Consider the following 16,902-nt stretch of genomic DNA (forward strand, 5'->3'; position numbering starts at 1 on the left):
CCCGGCTAATTGACCGGAAAGTGTCACCCATGTCCCCGCACACCTGTCCACCATGTGTCCGGTCCATAAAGCGAAGCAAAAGAAAGTTACTTGCCGCCGGGCAACCCCCGGCCAACAGGTGCGGAACCAACTACCAGCGATCGAAGCAGCCAGAGATGGATCCCGGATCAAGTCCGGGATGACACTCCGTAGAGGTCGGGTTACTGCGGTTCCGGCACGCGCGAGGTAACGCGGCAGCGCGAGCCGCTTTCCTTCGTCAACTGTAGGAACTCCCTGACGGTGCCGCAGCGCACATTCCTGCCAACTTTCTGCGGGCTGCGGACGAGAATGACTGCACACACAACAAGGAGTTTCACATGTCGATTTCACTCATCCTGCTCATCGTGCTTATCCTGATTCTGGTCGGCGCGCTGCCCACCTGGGGCCACAGTCGCAGTTGGGGTTACGGTCCCAGCGGCGGTCTGGGTCTGGTCGTCATCATCCTCATCGTGCTGCTGCTGATGGGCCGGATTTAGCGCTCCAGCCTTTCACCAAAAAAAAAGGCCCGGTATTCAACGCCGGGTCCTTTTTTTGCCTCAGGCCAGAGACCCAAACCGGACTTCAGGGTTTGGCAGATAACGGCGGGGAGAAAGGCGCGGCAAGTGCACCCAGGTCAGTCCCGATGCGTCTGAAAACACCGTCCCAATCTCCAGCCGCTTCCTGGCGATAGAGCTTCGCGCAGGGATACCAGTGGCTATCGCTGCGTTCGAGCAGCCAGCGCCAGTCCGGGTTGAGCGGCAAGGCAATCCATGTTGATTTGCCCATGGCGCAGGCAAGATGCGCCACACTGGTATCGACGCTGACCACCACATCCATCATTTCGCAAAGTGCCGCCGTGTCGGAAAAGTCAGTGATTTCCTCGTCCAGGCGCACGATGTGCGGATTCAGCGCCAGCGTCTCTTTGTCCTCGGCGCGGGTCTCCTTCTGCAGACTAACGTACTGCAAGCCTTCGGGCAAAAACCTGAGCCATTCCGACAAGCGCACACTTCTGTTGCGGTCGTTTTTGTGGGTGGCGCTTCCACTCCAGACCAAACCAACGCGGGGTGTTGATTTTTCACCCAACCGGGCTGCCCATTGCGCCACCTTGTCCGGGAGCGGCGCCAGATAACTTGCACCAGCCGGCAGCTTGTCGAGCCTTATCTTGAAGGCGAAAGGCAGGCTCAACAAAGGGCAATGGCAGTCAAACGCGGGCAGCGGCTCGCCGCACTTGAGGACCTGCGCCACCCCATCCAGCTCGGCCAGCAACCCCGCCAATGGCGCTTGAACCTCCAACAGGACACGTGCGCCCAGATCGCTGACCAGCCTGGCATAGCGGCAAAACTGGAGCGTGTCGCCAAACCCCTGTTCGGCATGCAACAAGATCGTTTTGCCGTGCAATGGCTCTGCGCCCAGCCAAAGCGGTTGGGTGAACTGGCGCACGGATTTTTGCAAGGCTTCATCTTCCCAGCGCCATTCATATTCTTCCCAGCCATGCTCGAAATCACCCATCTGCAAAAGACAAAGGCTGCGGTTGAGGTGCGCCTTGGCATAGTCGGGCTGAAGCGTGATGGCCTGGTCGTAACTGTCAATCGCCGCTTGCGGCTGTTGCAGATCCCTGAACGCACTGCCGCGGTTGTTATACGCCTCGGCATGGTCCGCCTTGAGGGCGATGGCCTGGTTATAACTTTCCAGGGCCGCGCGAAACTGCCGCAGGTCGCTCAAGGCGTTGCCACGGTTGTTATGTGCATCGGCGAAGTCTGCCTTGAACGCGATGGCTTGGTCATAGCTCGCAAGGGCTACCTCCAGACGCTCCATCCCCCTGAGCGCATTGCCGCGATTGTTGTGCGCCTCGGCGTGCGCCGGGTTGAGCGCTATGGCTTTGTCGTAACTCTCCAGAGCCGTCTCAAGCTCTTTCAACTCCACCAAAGCATTGGCGCGGTTGTAGTAAGCCTGCGCATAGCTGGCCCTGTATGCGATGGCCTGGTCATAACTGTTAATGGCGGTGCTGAACTGCTGAAGCGCCGCAAGCGCCGCGCCACGATTATTGTGAGCCTCGGCATAGTCTGGTTTCAGGGCGATCGCCCGGTCGTGGCTCGCTATGGCAGCCTGGTGCAGCGTCAAGGCCAACAAGGCGTTGCCCCGATTGGTATGCGCTTCGGCGTAATCCCCTTTGAGCGCAATCGCTTTGTCATAACTCTGGAGCGCGTCCTGCGTCTTCGCCAGGTCCATCAAGGCGCTGCCGCGGCTGTTGTGAGCTTCTGCGTAGTCCGCCTTGAGCGCAATGGCTTTGTCGTAGCTTGCAATCGCCCTCTCGGGCTGCCTCAGGTCCCTCAATACATTGCCACGGTTGTTGAAGGCGAAAGCGTGACTCGCATTAATCCCAGTGGCCTGGTCAAACAATTCCAGAGCCTGCGCAAAATTTTTCGTTTGCGCGGCAACCACGCCCAGCAAATGCAATGCGTCGAAATGCCGGGGCTGCAGCTCGAGTACCTGCAGGTAACAAGCCCGTGCCTCATTGAGCTGCCCCCGCTGATGCAAGGCCAGGCCGCTGGCAAGGCTGGCCTGCGCTTGCACCTGCGTTGGGTGCCTGACGCTGGGTTTTGCTTGAGGCGGCTTTCCGGACTTGTGCTTCATGGTTGAATAGATCGAATCGAAATTTCGGCCTTGATTTAATGGGTGAGCAGCAGCCAGGCTTTGTCCAGCCGCTTGATGCTGACCGGCTGGGGGGTGCGCAGCTCCTGCGCAAAAAAGCTGACGCGCAGCTCTTCGATCAGCCAGCGCAGCTCCTGCAGCCGTGCATCGGCTGCGCCCTTGCGTTCGGCCACCAGCCGCCAATAGCGCTGCTCCTGTGGCCGCAGCTCGGCCAGGCGCGCGGCGTCACGGGCAGGGTCGGCGCGCCACTTCTCCAGCCGCAGCGTGATGGCCTTGAGGTAACGCGGAAAGTGCTGCAGCTGCGCATACGGTGTGGCCGTCAGGAAGCGTTTGGGCACCAGGCGCTGCAACTGCTGGGCGGCATCCAGAGAGGCTTCGGCAGCGTTTTTTGTGTCCTTGATCTTGCGCTGGGCCGCTGCAAACTCGGTCAGGATGACGGCAGCCAGGCGCGCGACTTCACTGGCGATCAGGGTCAGGCGCCCTCGCCCGTCGTCGATGCGCTTTTTGAAGTCGGCTTCCTGGGTCGGCAGCGGATCCTGAAGAAAGGCGCGGTCCAGCGCGACTTCGATGATCTGCTCGCGCAGTTCTTCCAGCGTGCCGCCGCCCGAGTTGTCGGCAGCGCGACCCACCAGCATGTAGGCGGTGGCCATCTTCTGCAGGTCGGGCAGGTTTTTCTCGAGGTACTTGAGCGCGTCCCTGATCTGCAGAGAGAACAGCCGCCTCAGGCCGGCGCGGTGTTTGATGGCCGCCACGTTGGGCTCGTCAAACACCTCGATGGTCACGGCGTCGCCAAGGTCGATCAGTGCCGGGAACCCGATCAGGGTCTGTTTGCCCTTGCTGATTTCCATGATTTCCGGCAACTCGCCAAAGCTCCAGCTGGTGTAGCGCTCGGGCGTGCGAGCCGGCTGGGGCCCCGGGCTTGCTATGTTTTCAGGAGCTGCTTGCACCCGCCCGCTATGGGCTGGAGGACGATTTGACTCTGAATCCTGCGCAGATTCGGACGCCGGCCGTGTTTTGAGACCGGCCAGCGCCTGGAAGGCTCCGCGCGCCTGCGACCCCAGATCGCCCTTGAGTGTGCCCAGGTTGCGGCCAGTGCCGAGCTGGCGGCCGTGTTCATCAACCACGCGGAAGTTCATGAACAGATGCGGCGGCAGCATCTCCAGCTTCATGTCGTTGCGCTTTATGTCCAGCGAGGTCGCATCGCGGACCAGCTTGAGCACAGCATCGGTCAGCGAGCCGGCGCCAAACTTTTCCGGCAGCAACAGTTCCGCCGCCATGCGCGCCGCCGTCTCCGGCAGCGGCACCAGCCGCGAGCGTGGCCGCTGATGCAGGGTCTTGATCAGCGCCTGGATCTTGTCCTTGAGCATGCCGGGCACCAGCCACTCGCAGCGCTCCTCGTTGACCTGATTCAAGGCAAACAGCAGTACGTCAACAGTCACGCCGTCTTTGGCATCGCCCGGCTCATGCAAATAAGTCGCCAGACAATCGACGCCCCCCAACCTCAGCGTTTTCGGGAAGGACTGCGTGGTGATGCCGGCCGCTTCATGGCGCATCAGTTCTTCGCGGCTCAAGAGCAGCAGCTTGGGCTGCTTCTTGACCTCGTCCTTGTACCAATGCTCACAGCCGGCGCCGGTGCAGATGTCGGCCGGCAGTTGCTGGTCATAAAAGGCGTAGATCAGCTCTTCGTCCACCAGCACGTCCTGGCGCCGCGCCTTGTGCTCCAGGTCCTGCACCTGCTGGATCAGCTTCAGGTTGGCCGCGAGGAAAGGCAGTTTGGTGTCCCAGTTGCCGGCCACCAGCGCTTCGCGGATGAATATCTCGCGCGCTGTCACCGGATCAACGCGGCCGAAATTGACGCGCCGGCCGTTATAGATCACCAGGCCGTAAAGTGTGGCGCGCTCCAGCGCGGTGACCTGGGCGGCCTTCTTTTCCCAGTGCGGATCCAGCAGCTGCTTTTTCAGCAAATGGCCGGCGACCTGCTCGACCCACTGCGGCTCGATGTTGGCGATGCCGCGGCCGAACAGGCGCGTGGTTTCGACCAGTTCGGCCGCGACGATCCAGCGTCCAGGTTTTTTGCTGAGCTTGGCGCCCGGATGCCGGTAGAACTTGATGCCGCGTGCGCCCAGGTACCAGTCATCTTCTTCATTCTTGATACCGAGGTTGCCCAGCAAGCCGCACAGCATCGACAAATGCAGTTGCTCATAACTGGCCGGTTTGTCATTCAAGACCCACTTTTGTTCACCGACCACGCTGTGCAGTTGCGAGTGGATGTCGCGCCACTCCCGTACGCGGCGGATGTTGACGTAGTTCTCGCGCAGCAGGTTTTCGTACTGGCGGTTCGTCAGCTTATGAACCGCGTCATGACCACCGCGCACATCACCCAACCATTTCCACAGCTTGAGGTAGCCGCTGAACTCGCTTTTCTCGTCGTCAAACTTGGCATGCGCCTGGTCGGCCTGCGCCTGCTTGTCCATGGGCCGGTCGCGCACGTCCTGCACGCTGAGCGCGCTGGCGATCACCAGCACCTCGTCGAGCGCTTGCCGGTCTTTGGCTTCCAGGATCATGCGGCCCACGCGCGGGTCCAGCGGCAAGCGGGCCAGGTTGCGGCCCACCGGCGTGAGTTCGTTGTCGTCGTCCACCGCGCCGAGCTCGGCCAGCAACTGGTAGCCGTCGGCAATGGCACGGCCCTGAGGCGGCTCGATGAAGGCAAAACTTTCGATGGTGCCCAGGTGCAGCGCCTTCATGCGCAAAATCACTGCGGCCAGCGAGCTGCGCAATATCTCCGGGTCGGTAAAACGCGGCCGGCCCAAAAAATCGGGCTCGTCGTACAGGCGGATGCAGATGCCGTCGGCCACACGGCCGCAGCGGCCGGCGCGCTGGTTGGCGGCGGCCTGCGAGACCGGCTCAACCATCAACTGCTCGACCTTGTTGCGAAAGCTGTAACGCTTGACGCGCGCCGTGCCCGCATCAATCACATAACGGATGCCTGGCACTGTCAGCGAGGTTTCGGCCACGTTGGTGGCGAGCACGATACGCCGGCCGGTGTGGCCGTCGAAAATGCGGTCCTGCTCGGCTTGGGAAAGCCGCGCAAACAGCGGCAGCACCTCGGCATTGCGAAACAGCGGCTGGTGCGCCAGGTGTTTGCGCAGGTGATCGGCGGCCTCGCGGATTTCGCGTTCGCCGGGCAGAAAGATCAGGATGTCGCCCGCACTGTGCGGGTTGCGCCAAAGCTCATCGACGCCATCGGCAATCGCGTCGTTCAGGTCATAGTCGCGCGACTCTTCATACGGCCGGTAACGCTGCTCGACCGGAAACATGCGCCCGGACACCATGATGACCGGGGCTGGCCCTTTGGAAGAAGCAAAATAATCGGCAAAACGCTGCGCATCAATCGTCGCCGAAGTTATTACGACTTTCAGGTCGGGCCGGCGCGGCAGCAACTGGCGCAAATAGCCGAGCAGGAAGTCGATGTTCAGGCTGCGCTCGTGCGCCTCGTCGATGATGATGGTGTCGTAGGCCTTGAGCAGCGGGTCGGTCTGCGTCTCGGCCAGCAAAATGCCGTCGGTCATCAGCTTGACGGAGGCGTCGCGGCTCAAGCGGTCCTGAAAACGCACCTTGTAGCCGACCACGTCGCCCAGCGGTGTTTTCAGCTCCTCGGCAATCCGTTTGGCCACGCTGGAGGCGGCAATCCGGCGCGGTTGTGTGTGACCTATCAGCTTGCCCTGGCCTGCCGGGTAGTTGAGCTTGCCGCGGCCCATGGCCAGCGCTATTTTAGGCAATTGCGTGGTTTTGCCGGAACCGGTTTCACCACAGACGATGACCACCTGGTGCGCCTGCATGGCGGCGGTGATCTCCACGCGCTTGCCCGACACGGGCAAGGACTCGGGAAAATCGATCTTCAAGGGCACGGACAAGGGAGACGACAAGACGTGGGGCTTCCGGGGATACGGGGGTACAGAGGTACCGGGATGGGAGCTGCCAATTATCGGTGCAGACAAGCGCCCCGCAAGCCGGCGGGACGAAATGCCCGCTCAGGAAGCCTGGGGCGCCGGCAACTCCACCGCTTCGCCGCTGGCATGGTCAAACCAGGCCACGCGGCTGGCATAACTCATCGCGGCGCGTGACATGGCGCGTGCCGTGGTCAGCGTGACAGAGACTTTGGCCGCCGGTTCAAACACCATCAACACGCCAATGCCCACATCTGCCCGCCAGCGGGTTTGTTCGCTTTCTCGCTTAGTGGTGTTCACGCTGGTGTTCAGGGCCACCGACTTGGCCAAACGCGGCCCGAGCCGGTGCGCCAGTTTGATCAGTTGGCCGCTGTCCCTGCACTGGGGCAGCAGCAGCAAGAAACCGTCCTCGCCAAAACGCCCCAACTCAAACTGGGCAGGCACCACCTGCCGCAAGCGCCCCGCACAGACAAACAAGGCATGGTTCATCGCTGCGATGCCGTGCAGTTTTTCAAGTGCATACAAATTGCCTATGCTCACAAATAGCATGCCCAGCGCCGAGGGCTGGTCGCGCTGGTGTTTGAAGGCCTTGACGATCATGTGTCCGGTTTCGGTGTGAGACCGCATGCGGGTCACTGGGTCATAACTCGGGCCATGGGCCATGATCTGATTCAGCTCGATCAGGTAGGAGTAACGCACCCACAATGCCGACGCCATCAAGGTCAGGTAGGCCGTGCCGGCCAGCGCGCTAACCGCATGCACCTGCCACGGCACCTGCCCACGCGCCAAAGCAATAAAACTCAGGCCAATCATGGCAATCAGCATGAAAAACACACCAAAAAAAGCCCGCCAGGCCAGCCGGCCACCGCGCCAGGCGCTGCGCAGCGCCACACCCAGGGCCACCAGTCCCAGCCACCAGGCGATGCCAACGCCGACCGCAAGCGCATGGACCGCTGGCAGCAGCCAGCCCAGGGCCACACCGCCCAGCGCCAGGGCTACCAAGGTTAATTGCGTACGTCGGCGAGTCTTGCGATTGTCCAGAGCGCCCACAATCGAAAACAGCAGATAAGCCAGGACCATCGAGGCCGCTATCGCCACATGCGCCAAAAAGCGCGCCAGCGTGTCTGGGTCCGGGATCGGCAGCGCACCGAGAAACGCAAGCACAAAAAAACCGGACGCTGTCGCAGACAGCGCTGCGTTGAGCGATATCCGGTGCAGGGAACGGTTAAACGCCATGGCAGAGCCGGCCAGCATCAGTGCGGTCGTTCCGAAATAACACCCCCAGAACCCATAGGCCAGTTTGTCCATGCGTCCCAGATTATCCGGCGAAGCGGGCGCTTCGGCGAGTGGCTTCACCTCGATGAAAACCCGCGCCCTCCCTTACACTCACTGCCATTGGCCACCCTAGGAGTCTGCGCGGCAGAAGACGTCGAAGCGAAAAGCGGCCCCAGCGAGGACAGTTTTTGTCGGATTTGCAGCCGCATAGCCGTAGCTATGGGGCAAAAAGCCGGCGAAAAATGGACCGCTGCGGTCGCTTTGCAGCCGATGTTCCTTCTGCCGCGCAGGCTCCTATCCCTCCTGCAACCCGAAAGCGCGCCCATGTCTGCGGTCTTCAACTTCACCTTTGTGCCCTGGTTCCGCTCGGTGGCGCCCTACATCCACCTGCACCGCGGCAAAACCTTTGTGGTCGGCATCGCAGGCGAGGCGATTGCTGCCGGCAAGCTGCAGCACCTGGCGCAGGATCTGGCGCTGATCCAGAGCATGGGCGTGAAGATCGTGCTGGTGCACGGCTTCCGGCCCCAGGTCAACGAACAACTGGCGGCCAAGGGTCACGAGGCCAAATACTCCCATGGCATGCGTATCACCGACTCGGTGGCTCTCGACAGCGCCCAGGAAGCCGCCGGCCAGTTGCGTTACGAGATCGAGGCCGCCTTCAGCCAGGGCCTGCCAAACACACCGATGGCCGGCTCCACCGTGCGCGTGATTTCAGGCAACTTCATCACCGCGCGGCCGGTCGGCATCGTCGACGGCGTGGACTTCAAGCACTCCGGCATGGTGCGCAAGGTTGACACCGCCGGCATCAAACGCACGCTGGACTTTGGCGCCATGGTGCTGCTGTCGCCCTTCGGTTTTTCACCGACCGGCGAGGCCTTCAACCTGACCATGGAAGAAGTCGCCACCAGCGTGGCCATAGAACTGCAGGCCGACAAGCTGATCTTCCTGACCGAAATCCCCGGAATCCGCATGAATCCGGACCAGCCCGAAAGCGAGGACAACCCGATAGACACCGAGTTGCCGCTCGCCGCCGCCGAGAAGCTGCTGGCACAACTGCCCAACCCGACCCAGCCGACCGACACCGCGTTTTACCTGCAGCACTGCGTAAAGGCCTGCAAGTCCGGCGTCGAGCGCAGCCACATCCTGCCGTTTGCAGTGGACGGCTCCCTGCTGCTTGAAATTTATGTGCACGACGGCATCGGCACCATGGTCATCGACGAAAAGCTCGAAAGCCTGCGCGAAGCCACGGCCGACGACGTGGGCGGCATCCTGCAACTGATCGAACCGTTTGAAAAAGACGGCACCCTGGTCAAGCGCGACCGCACCGAGATTGAACGCGACGCCGACCACTACACCGTGATCGAACACGACGGCGTGATTTTCGGCTGCGCCGCGCTCTACCCCTACCCCGAGGCCAAAACCGCCGAGATGGCAGCCCTCACGGTGTCACCGCACAGCCAGAGCCAGGGTGACGGCGAACGCATCCTCAAACGCATCGAGCAGCGCGCCCGCGGCATGGGTCTGAAAAGCATTTTTGTGCTGACCACCCGCACCATGCACTGGTTCATCAAGCGCGGCTTTGTGCAGGTTGATCCCGACTGGCTGCCGGAAGCCCGCAAGCGCAAGTACAACCTCAATCGCAAGAGTTTGGTGCTGGTGAAGAATCTGTAGACAGGCGGCGTGGTTTTCGTCATGCGCTCTCCGTTACCTGCCAAAGGATCTTGTTGCGATGAAATGATCAGCTTTCTTATCATCGGTTGAACACGGAGTGACTATGGGCATTAAAAAGAGCTGGAAAACCAAAAGCAAGGACATAGGCTCGCTAACTGACGAGGAAAAAGCTTTAAGAGACGACAGGCGTGTCACCAAAAATTACGGCACACCGTTATAAACAGCGGCGTCAAGGGTCTAGCCGTTTTAAATAGCGCAGGAGTTGCCGTAATGCTGGGCTTCTTCCAAGCGCTGGTGTTGAAACCCGAAGTCCTTATCGGATTTAAACCCTATGGAGTAGCTGCATTAAGTCTTTTTCTAATTGGCGCCATCGCCGCTGCGCTGCTCTTTATACCGTACGGTACTTATATTCAAGAGCGTTGAAAAAGGGTAAGGCCTGCGATTTTGATTGCCTGTTTCGTCTTAGGGGCCTTTGCAGTTGGCTGTGCTGCAATAGGTGCATTGCTAGTAGCAGTTGGTGTGGACCGCGCTTTTTAGACTACCCAGTCATGATCACAGGTGTCCCAGATTTGAGGCTCCCCCGCTGTTTGTTTGGAAGGCAAGACTTCGGACTGAGCGATCCGCATGAGATTCATCAGCACGCAAGCCCCTGTAACGCTCACCGTCCCCTAGCGTAGGAGAACGCCAGCGCCCGCTGGCGATGATGTCTCACGCCCTGCCCCCGGCCGGCTGGGCAGAGTGGATAGGTGGCCACGCGCGGCGTGGCCCGCCATCCATCACATCACACAAAGGACACCCCATGACTGAAAAAAACGCCAGCGTTCACTGGGAAGGCCAAGGCAAAAAAGGCCAGGGCCAGATCAGCACCGAGACCGCTGCACTAAAAGCCTACCCCTATGGGTTTGGCAGCCGTTTTGAAGACGACCGCAAAGGCACCAACCCAGAGGAACTGCTGGGCGCGGCGCATGCCGCCTGCTTCACCATGGCTTTCTCGTTTGCCTGTGACAAGGCCGGTTTTGCCACCGAGCAAGTGGACACCCAGGCCAAAGTGAGGCTGGTGCCCGAAGGCGACGGTTTTGTGATCGACCGCATCGCGCTGACGCTGGAAGCCAAGGTGCCGGGCATAGCCGCCGGTCAATTCCAGCAGATCGCCGAAGCCGCCAAACGCGGCTGCCCGCTGTCCAAGGCACTGGCGAGCGTGGCAGAGATCACGCTGACTGCCACGCTCAAGTCCTGAGCGGCTGTCAGCCGGCAGCAGCGATCTGGCGCAGGGCCTGCTCAAACACCTCGGCAGGCTGACCGCCGGAAATCAGATGTTTGTCGTTGATGATGACGGCCGGCACCGAGTGGATGCCCTGTCCCAGGTAAAACTGCTCGCGCTCGCGCACTGCATCCGCATACTCGCTTGAGGAGAGGATAGCCTTGGCGCGAGCCACGTCCAGACCGGCCTCGCCAGCCACACGAACCAGAACTTCGTGTGCACCGGGGCTCTCGCCATCCGTGAAATAGGCTGTGAACAGCGCCTCCTTCAGCGCTTGCTGCAGGCCCTGCCCCTCTTCGCCGGCCCAATGCAGCAGCCGGTGCGCATCGAAGGTGTTGTAGATGCGGCCGCGCTTGTCCATGCTGAAGGTAAAATCCACCTCCTGTCCGCGCGCGCGAATCATCTCGCGGTTGCGCTGCGACTGCTCGGGTGTGGAGCCGTACTTTTCGGCCAGGTGTTCGCCAATATCCTGACCTTCGGTCGGCATCTTCGGGTTCAGTTCAAAGGGCTGGAAATGCAATTCGGCCTTTACGCTGTCGCCGACCCGGTCCAGGGCCTCTTCAAGGGACTTCAGGCCGATCACGCACCAGGGGCAGGACACGTCGGAGACAAAATCGATTTTCAGGGTAACTGGCGCGGCTGTAGTCATGGCAGGGGTCTTGTGGGTGGGCGAAAGCCGCCTCGAAAGACAGCCAGGAAACAGTAACATGTGGCGCCAGGCTGCGAAATTCAAGCACGTTCAACCCTACACACTGCATCGGATTGCCATGCTCCAACTCCGCCCCAACTGCTAATGCTGCAACCGCGATCTGCCTGCCGATTGGCCGGACTGGCTATGGGCTAGAGCCCTGTTTAACTCTTAATTTCCAACAACCTGCCCGCCTTCCAGCGTGATCCGGCGCTCACAGCGTGCGGCGATTCCGCGGTCGTGTGTCACCAGCACCAAAGTGGTCCCGAGTTCCTTGTTGAGCTCGAACATCAGCGCCATCACAGTCTCGCCGGTCGCAAAGTCCAGGCTGCCGGTCGGCTCGTCGGCCAGCAGCAGCGCCGGCTGCACCACAAAAGCCCTGGCCAGCGCGACCCGTTGTTGCTCGCCGCCCGATAGCACCTTGGGATAGTGACCCAGCCGCTCACCGAGGCCGACGCGTTTGAGCATCTCGGTCGCCTGCGCACGGGCATTTTTGGCGCCGGACAGCTCCAGCGGCAGCATGACGTTTTCCAGCGCTGTCAGATTGCCCATGAGCTGAAAGCTCTGGAACACAAATCCGACTTTTTGCGCGCGCAATGCGGCGCGGTCGTCCTCGCTGAGCGCAAACAGGTCCTGACCGGCCAGTTGCACCGTGCCCTGGGTCGGCGTGTCCAGCCCGGCGATGATGGACAGCAAGGTACTTTTGCCCGACCCCGAAGCACCGACGATCGCCGCAGTCTCCCTGGCCGCCAGTGCGAAATGAATATCGCGCAAAATGGTCAGCGTGCCGGTCGAGTCGCTCACGCTCTTGAAAACGTGCTCCACGGAAATAATTGAAGAGCTCGTGGACGCGGAAACAGCGTCGTTCAGCACACTAACCGCAGGTTCAAACATGTCAGCCTTGTCAGAAAACTTGAGAACAGACTTTACCAAGCTTGTCCGCGCCGCGGCCGCCCGGCTGGTAAAACCTTTGGGCGCACTGCTGCTGGCTGTTGTCGCCGCCTTGCCGCTGCTGGCGCAAGCCCAGACCGCAGTCGCTGCCGGAGACACGGTGCTGATCGTTGGTGACTCCCTGAGCGCCGAATACGGCCTCAAGCGCGGCACCGGCTGGGTGCCGCTGCTCGAAAAACAGCTTGCTGGCGAGAAGAAAAATGTTCGTGTAATCAACGCGAGCATCAGCGGCGACACCACCTCGGGCGGCCGCTCGCGCCTGCCGGCGCTGCTGGCCCAGCACAAACCCACAGTCGTAGTGATCGAGCTGGGCGGCAACGACGCCCTGCGCGGCCTGCCGCTGGACATGACCGAGGCCAACCTGCGGGCAATGACGCAGGCCGCGAAAAAAATCGGCGCCAAAGTGCTGCTGCTGGGCATGCAGGTACCGCCGAACTATGGCGGTGCTTACGGCGCGACCTTCTCCGGGCTGTTCGCCAAGGTCGCCAGGGCCGAAAAAGCCGCGTTGCTGCCCTTCTTCCTCAAGGGTGTGGCGGACGTGGATGACGCGGTCGGCAACTTCCAGGCGGACCGCATCCACCCCAATGAGCAGTCACAGGCCAAAATGCTGGCCAACGTCTGGCCCGACCTGAAGAAACTCCTCAAGTGAGCCTGGAACGGATCTCCGCCGAACAGGCATTGGCCAGCCTGGTTGACTATTCCGCCGTGATTGATGCCCGCAGCGAAGGCGAATATGCCGAAGACCACTTGCCCGGCGCCGTCAACTGGCCCAGCCTGAATGACGAGGAACGCAAGATCGTCGGCACGCGTTACAAGCAGATCAGCCAGTTCGAAGCCAAAAAGCTGGGCGCCGCGCTGGTCGCCAGAAATATCTCGGCACACATCCAGCGCGAGGTGCTGGACAAGCCGCGAGAGTGGCAACCACTGGTCTACTGCTGGCGCGGCGGCAAACGCAGCGGTTCGCTGGCGCTGATTCTGGACCAGATCGGCTTCAAGGTGACGCTGGTGGACGGCGGCTACAAGGCCTTTCGCGCCGCACTGGTGGCCGACCTGCCGCAACTGGCGGCGCGGCACCAGTACCAAGTCGTTTGCGGCCCCACGGGCGCGGGCAAGACCCGGCTGTTGCATGCGCTTGCCGCCCAGGGCGCGCAGGTGCTGGACCTGGAAGGCCTTGCCAACCACCGCAGTTCGGTGCTGGGCATGATTCCCGGTGTGCCGCAACCGAGCCAGAAGGCTTTTGACAGTCTGGTCTGGGCGGCCCTGCGCGGCTTTGACCCGGCGCGCCCCGTCTACATCGAAAGCGAAAGCAAAAAAGTGGGCAATGTGGCCGTGCCGGAAGGCCTGATCGCCGCCATGCGCGCCAGTCCCTGCCTGCGGCTGGACCTGGCTGAGGACGAACGCGTTGCGCTGCTGCTGGAAGACTATGATTTTTTCGTGAAGGACACTGCATTTTTCTGCGATCGCCTGGGCGCGCTGACCGAGGCGCGCGGCAAGGACGTGGTGAGCGACTGGCAGGCGCGGGCGCACAGCGGTGATGTGGCCTCCGTAGTACGCGAGCTGCTGCTGCAGCACTACGACCCGGTTTACCTGCAGTCGATGCGGCGCAACTTCACGCAATACGACACCGCCCAAGTACTGGCGCCGAGCGACCACAGTACAGCCGCCATGACGACGTTGGCGCGCAGCCTGCTCGCGACATAAAACGGCGCCTATGAAAAAAGCTCCGGGGGACAGGGTTGCTGTCCCGGCGGAGCCTTGGAGGCGGGGCTTGCTATTAAAAGTCTAGCTGTCTGCGCCCGCTGGGTATGGGCTGGAGCCCGATTTCATTCAAAATTTCTGCTGGCCTTCCACGAATCAGGCGGCAGGTTCGGCGGGCGGCGCGCCGGCATCGCCATCGGGCGTGTCGTCATCGGGCAGGTCCGGCTTGCCTTCGGCCTTGCGTTTGAGTTTTTCCTCTTTTTTCTTCTTTTTGGCCAGCTCTTTCTGGCGTTTTTCGTAGGAATAATTGGGAGTTGCCACAGCGTGCTTTCTTCAGGAATATGTTCTAACTGTACTGCATCAGGGACAGCGCCTGGGCCAAGTCGGCCTGCAAGTCGGACAGCGCCTCCAGCCCGACAGAAAAACGCACCAGACCGCCTTTATAGGGCCAGCCCGTGGTTCGAATCGCGGGCACGTCATAGGGCACACACAGGCTGATCGGGCCGGCCCAGCTGTAGCCAATGTTGAACAGTTTGAGGTTGTCGCAGAGGGCGTCGAGCGTGACCTGGCTGTAGCCGGGCTTGAACACCGCACTCATCAGGCAGGCCGCGCCTGTGCAGTCGCGCTGCCAGGCGGCGTGGCCGGGTGAGCCGGCCAGCGCCGGATGCAGCACGGCCTCGATCTGCGGTTGCTGCTGCAGCCAACCGGCCAGCGCGCGTGTGGTGGCGTCTTGCGCCGCGTAACGCAGGGCGATGCTGTTGAGGCCGCGCAGCACCAGCTCGGCGTCGTTGCCGCTGACGCCGTAACCCACCCGCATGTGGCAGAAGTGCAGCAGCTGGTGCAAAGCCTCGTCGCGGGTAACCACCGAGCCCATCAGCACATCGGCGCCGCCGCTGGGGTATTTGGTCAGAGCCTGCACCGAGATGTCGGCACCGAGGTCAAAAGCGTTGAAGGCTATGCCGGCGCCCCAGGTGTTGTCCAGCGCCGTCACGATGCCTTGCGGATGGGCATCGCCATGCGCTTTCACGACGGCCACCAGCGCCGGCAGATCCGGAAACTCCAGCGTGATGGAGCCCGGCGCCTCGAGCCAGACCAATCGGGTGCGGGCCGTCAGTTTGGCTGCCAGGTCGGACGGTGACATGGCGTCGTAATACGCGAAGCTCACGCCCCAGGCGGTCAGTTCATTCTGCGCAAAGGCCTTGTTCGGGCCGTAGGCGTTGTCGGGAATCAGCACCTGGTCGCCGGCCTTGAGCAGCGCCATATCGACCAGCACCACCGACGCCAGCCCGCTGGGCACCAGGGTGCAATATTGCCCACCTTCCAGCGTGCAAATGCGCTCCTCAAGCGTGAAGGTGGTCGGCGTGCCGTGCAGGCCGTAGGTGTAGCCAGTCTTGTGTTTCCAGTCGCGCTGGCGCAGGGCCGCAACGCTGGGGAAAATGATGGTGGAGGCTTTGTGGATGCCGGGCTGGACCGAATCAAAACCGGCGGGCGGCTTGTAGCCGTGATGTATCAATTGGGTGGACTTGTCGCTCATGCCCGATGGTAACGGCTGGGGATTTCTGCCGTCAGCGCCTGTGTGATGGCCTGACGGAAGCGCGCTTATTCAACACGGGCAGATTGCAGGACCCGGGCTATGCCTGAGACAGCAGAACTTGACTCCCCACTCCCTCCCCTAACCCCTCCCTCGCCCCGCTGGGCGATGAAGGGGGACCTCATGTGGCCGCGTGCGCTGCGCTCGCGTGCAAACATGACCGTTCGTTGGGATTCCCGTCCTTGAAGCGCTTTGCGCTTCAAGGACTCCGGATTTCTGTCAGGTATTTGTTTTCTTTCCACCCGTCGGGCTGGGCCGAGGAGCGCAGCGAAAAATGGATCAGGGCGAGCGATTGTTTGAGCCGAAGGCGAGTTCGAGCTCGACCCCATTTTTCGCGAGCACCACAGGTTGCCCGTACCGAAGCGGAGGGACCCAGACCATCGGGTCGCCTTTCTTTTCGTTAGGTTTCTTTGGCGAGACAAAGAAAAGTAACTCGCCCGCCGGGGCGAGACCCGGCTTGGTGACCAACCTTAAGGCACGAGGTAAACGGAGATGGATCCCGGATCAAGTCCGGGATGACAGCCAAACCCAATGAACCTTATGGCCCGGGCCGCCGCTGGCAAACCTGGGGGCTTAAATCTTCCATTTCTCCATGAGCTGCGCCGGACGCAGCGCGTCGTACCCTTCGAAGGGCTGATGGATCCAGGGGTTCGTCGGCAAAAACTCGACCGAATAATCGGGCTGAAAGGTCGACACGCCCTTGGTCCAGATCACCGCGCTGCGCAACTCGGTGATTGGCTTGTAGTTGTTGCGCAGCTGGTGGATTACGGCGTTGAGGGTGTGACCGGTGTCAGCCAGGTCGTCGACCAGTAGCACCTTGCCGGCGATTTCACCCTTGGGTGTGGTGATGAAACGTGCGATGTCCAGGTTGCCTTGTGTCATGCCCGCGTCTGCGCGGTAAGAGCTGGTGGACATGATGGCCAGCGGCTTGTCGAAGATACGCGAGAGGATGTCGCCGGGCCGCATGCCGCCGCGGGCCAGGCACAGGATGGTGTCGAACTGCCAGCCGGACTGGTGGATCTTGATCGCCAGCTTTTCAATCAGGTTGTGGTATTCGTCATAACTGACGTAAAGGTGTTTGCCGTCTTCGGTCAACATGGAAAATGCTCCTGATTTGATAGCTGATTACGCAAGACCGTCAAGGGGTGGA

14 protein-coding genes are annotated in these 16,902 nt (G+C 61.3%); 6 read left to right on the forward strand and 8 right to left on the reverse strand.

The annotated features are described in order from the left end of the window. Positions 1-356: 356 nt before the first annotated feature. Positions 357-515, forward strand: a complete 159-nt coding sequence (locus IEX16_RS09610) for a DUF3309 family protein (protein WP_188708233.1) — start codon at positions 357-359, stop codon at positions 513-515. Between the two features lie 85 nt (positions 516-600). On the opposite strand, the gene IEX16_RS09615 is transcribed toward IEX16_RS09610, so the two are convergent. The 3 genes from IEX16_RS09615 to IEX16_RS09625 all read right to left on the reverse strand — a co-directional run bounded on the left by IEX16_RS09615 (position 601) and on the right by IEX16_RS09625 (position 7,925). Then, positions 601-2,652 carry a tetratricopeptide repeat protein gene (locus IEX16_RS09615; protein WP_188708235.1) on the reverse strand — a complete coding sequence of 684 codons (2,052 nt, stop codon included), beginning with the start codon at positions 2,650-2,652 and terminating at the stop codon, positions 601-603. A 35-nt stretch (positions 2,653-2,687) separates the two neighbouring features. After that, on the reverse strand, positions 2,688-6,509 hold the full coding sequence (hrpA, locus tag IEX16_RS09620; RefSeq protein ID WP_229676294.1) for an ATP-dependent RNA helicase HrpA: 3,822 nt from the start codon (positions 6,507-6,509) through the stop codon (positions 2,688-2,690). Positions 6,510-6,701: 192 nt separating this feature from the next. Beyond that, on the reverse strand, positions 6,702-7,925 hold the full coding sequence (locus tag IEX16_RS09625) for a sensor domain-containing diguanylate cyclase (protein WP_188708237.1): 1,224 nt from the start codon (positions 7,923-7,925) through the stop codon (positions 6,702-6,704). Between the two features lie 291 nt (positions 7,926-8,216). Here IEX16_RS09625 and argA point away from each other — a divergent pair, with 291 nt between their 5' ends. The 3 genes from argA (at position 8,217) to IEX16_RS09640 (ending at position 10,800) form a co-directional block, all read left to right on the forward strand. After that, the gene (gene argA / locus IEX16_RS09630; RefSeq protein ID WP_188708240.1) at positions 8,217-9,563 is read left to right on the forward strand and encodes an amino-acid N-acetyltransferase; all 1,347 of its coding nucleotides are present in this window, start codon (positions 8,217-8,219) and stop codon (positions 9,561-9,563) included. A gap of 270 nt (positions 9,564-9,833) precedes the next feature. Next, complete coding sequence (locus IEX16_RS09635; protein WP_188708242.1) at positions 9,834-9,986, forward strand: hypothetical protein; 153 nt, start codon at positions 9,834-9,836, stop codon at positions 9,984-9,986. 376 nt (positions 9,987-10,362) lie between these two features. Then, a complete protein-coding gene (locus IEX16_RS09640) occupies positions 10,363-10,800 on the forward strand; it encodes an OsmC family protein (RefSeq protein WP_188708244.1) in 438 nt (145 codons plus the stop codon). A gap of 7 nt (positions 10,801-10,807) precedes the next feature. Here the strand turns inward: IEX16_RS09640 and IEX16_RS09645 are convergent, their stop codons facing one another. Beyond that, the gene (locus tag IEX16_RS09645) at positions 10,808-11,473 is read right to left on the reverse strand and encodes a DsbA family oxidoreductase (protein WP_188708245.1); all 666 of its coding nucleotides are present in this window, start codon (positions 11,471-11,473) and stop codon (positions 10,808-10,810) included. Positions 11,474-11,683: 210 nt separating this feature from the next. After that, positions 11,684-12,406, reverse strand: a complete 723-nt coding sequence (locus IEX16_RS09650; protein WP_188708247.1) for an ABC transporter ATP-binding protein — start codon at positions 12,404-12,406, stop codon at positions 11,684-11,686. Here IEX16_RS09650 and IEX16_RS09655 point away from each other — a divergent pair. Both IEX16_RS09655 and mnmH read left to right on the forward strand, forming a co-directional pair. Beyond that, positions 12,405-13,112 carry an arylesterase gene (locus IEX16_RS09655; protein WP_188708248.1) on the forward strand — a complete coding sequence of 236 codons (708 nt, stop codon included), beginning with the start codon at positions 12,405-12,407 and terminating at the stop codon, positions 13,110-13,112. The genes IEX16_RS09650 and IEX16_RS09655 overlap by 2 nt on opposite strands. Beyond that, the gene (mnmH, locus tag IEX16_RS09660) at positions 13,109-14,164 is read left to right on the forward strand and encodes a tRNA 2-selenouridine(34) synthase MnmH (protein WP_188708250.1); all 1,056 of its coding nucleotides are present in this window, start codon (positions 13,109-13,111) and stop codon (positions 14,162-14,164) included. Before IEX16_RS09655 ends, mnmH begins: the two co-directional genes overlap by 4 nt. Before the next feature lie 153 nt (positions 14,165-14,317). Here the strand turns inward: mnmH and IEX16_RS09665 are convergent, their stop codons facing one another. The 3 genes from IEX16_RS09665 to IEX16_RS09675 form a co-directional block, all read right to left on the reverse strand. Continuing rightward, the gene (locus IEX16_RS09665; RefSeq protein ID WP_188708252.1) at positions 14,318-14,482 is read right to left on the reverse strand and encodes a hypothetical protein; all 165 of its coding nucleotides are present in this window, start codon (positions 14,480-14,482) and stop codon (positions 14,318-14,320) included. Between the two features lie 25 nt (positions 14,483-14,507). Next, positions 14,508-15,695, reverse strand: a complete 1,188-nt coding sequence (locus IEX16_RS09670; RefSeq protein ID WP_188708254.1) for a PLP-dependent transferase — start codon at positions 15,693-15,695, stop codon at positions 14,508-14,510. Positions 15,696-16,325: 630 nt separating this feature from the next. Continuing rightward, positions 16,326-16,850 (reverse strand): phosphoribosyltransferase, encoded by a 525-nt coding sequence (locus IEX16_RS09675; RefSeq protein WP_188708255.1) that lies wholly within the window; start codon positions 16,848-16,850, stop codon positions 16,326-16,328. Between the last annotated feature and the right edge of the window lie 52 nt (positions 16,851-16,902).

Origin of the sequence: Polaromonas eurypsychrophila (genome assembly GCF_014641715.1) — a bacterium.
Taxonomy (GTDB): Bacteria; Pseudomonadota; Gammaproteobacteria; order Burkholderiales; family Burkholderiaceae_C; genus Polaromonas; species Polaromonas eurypsychrophila.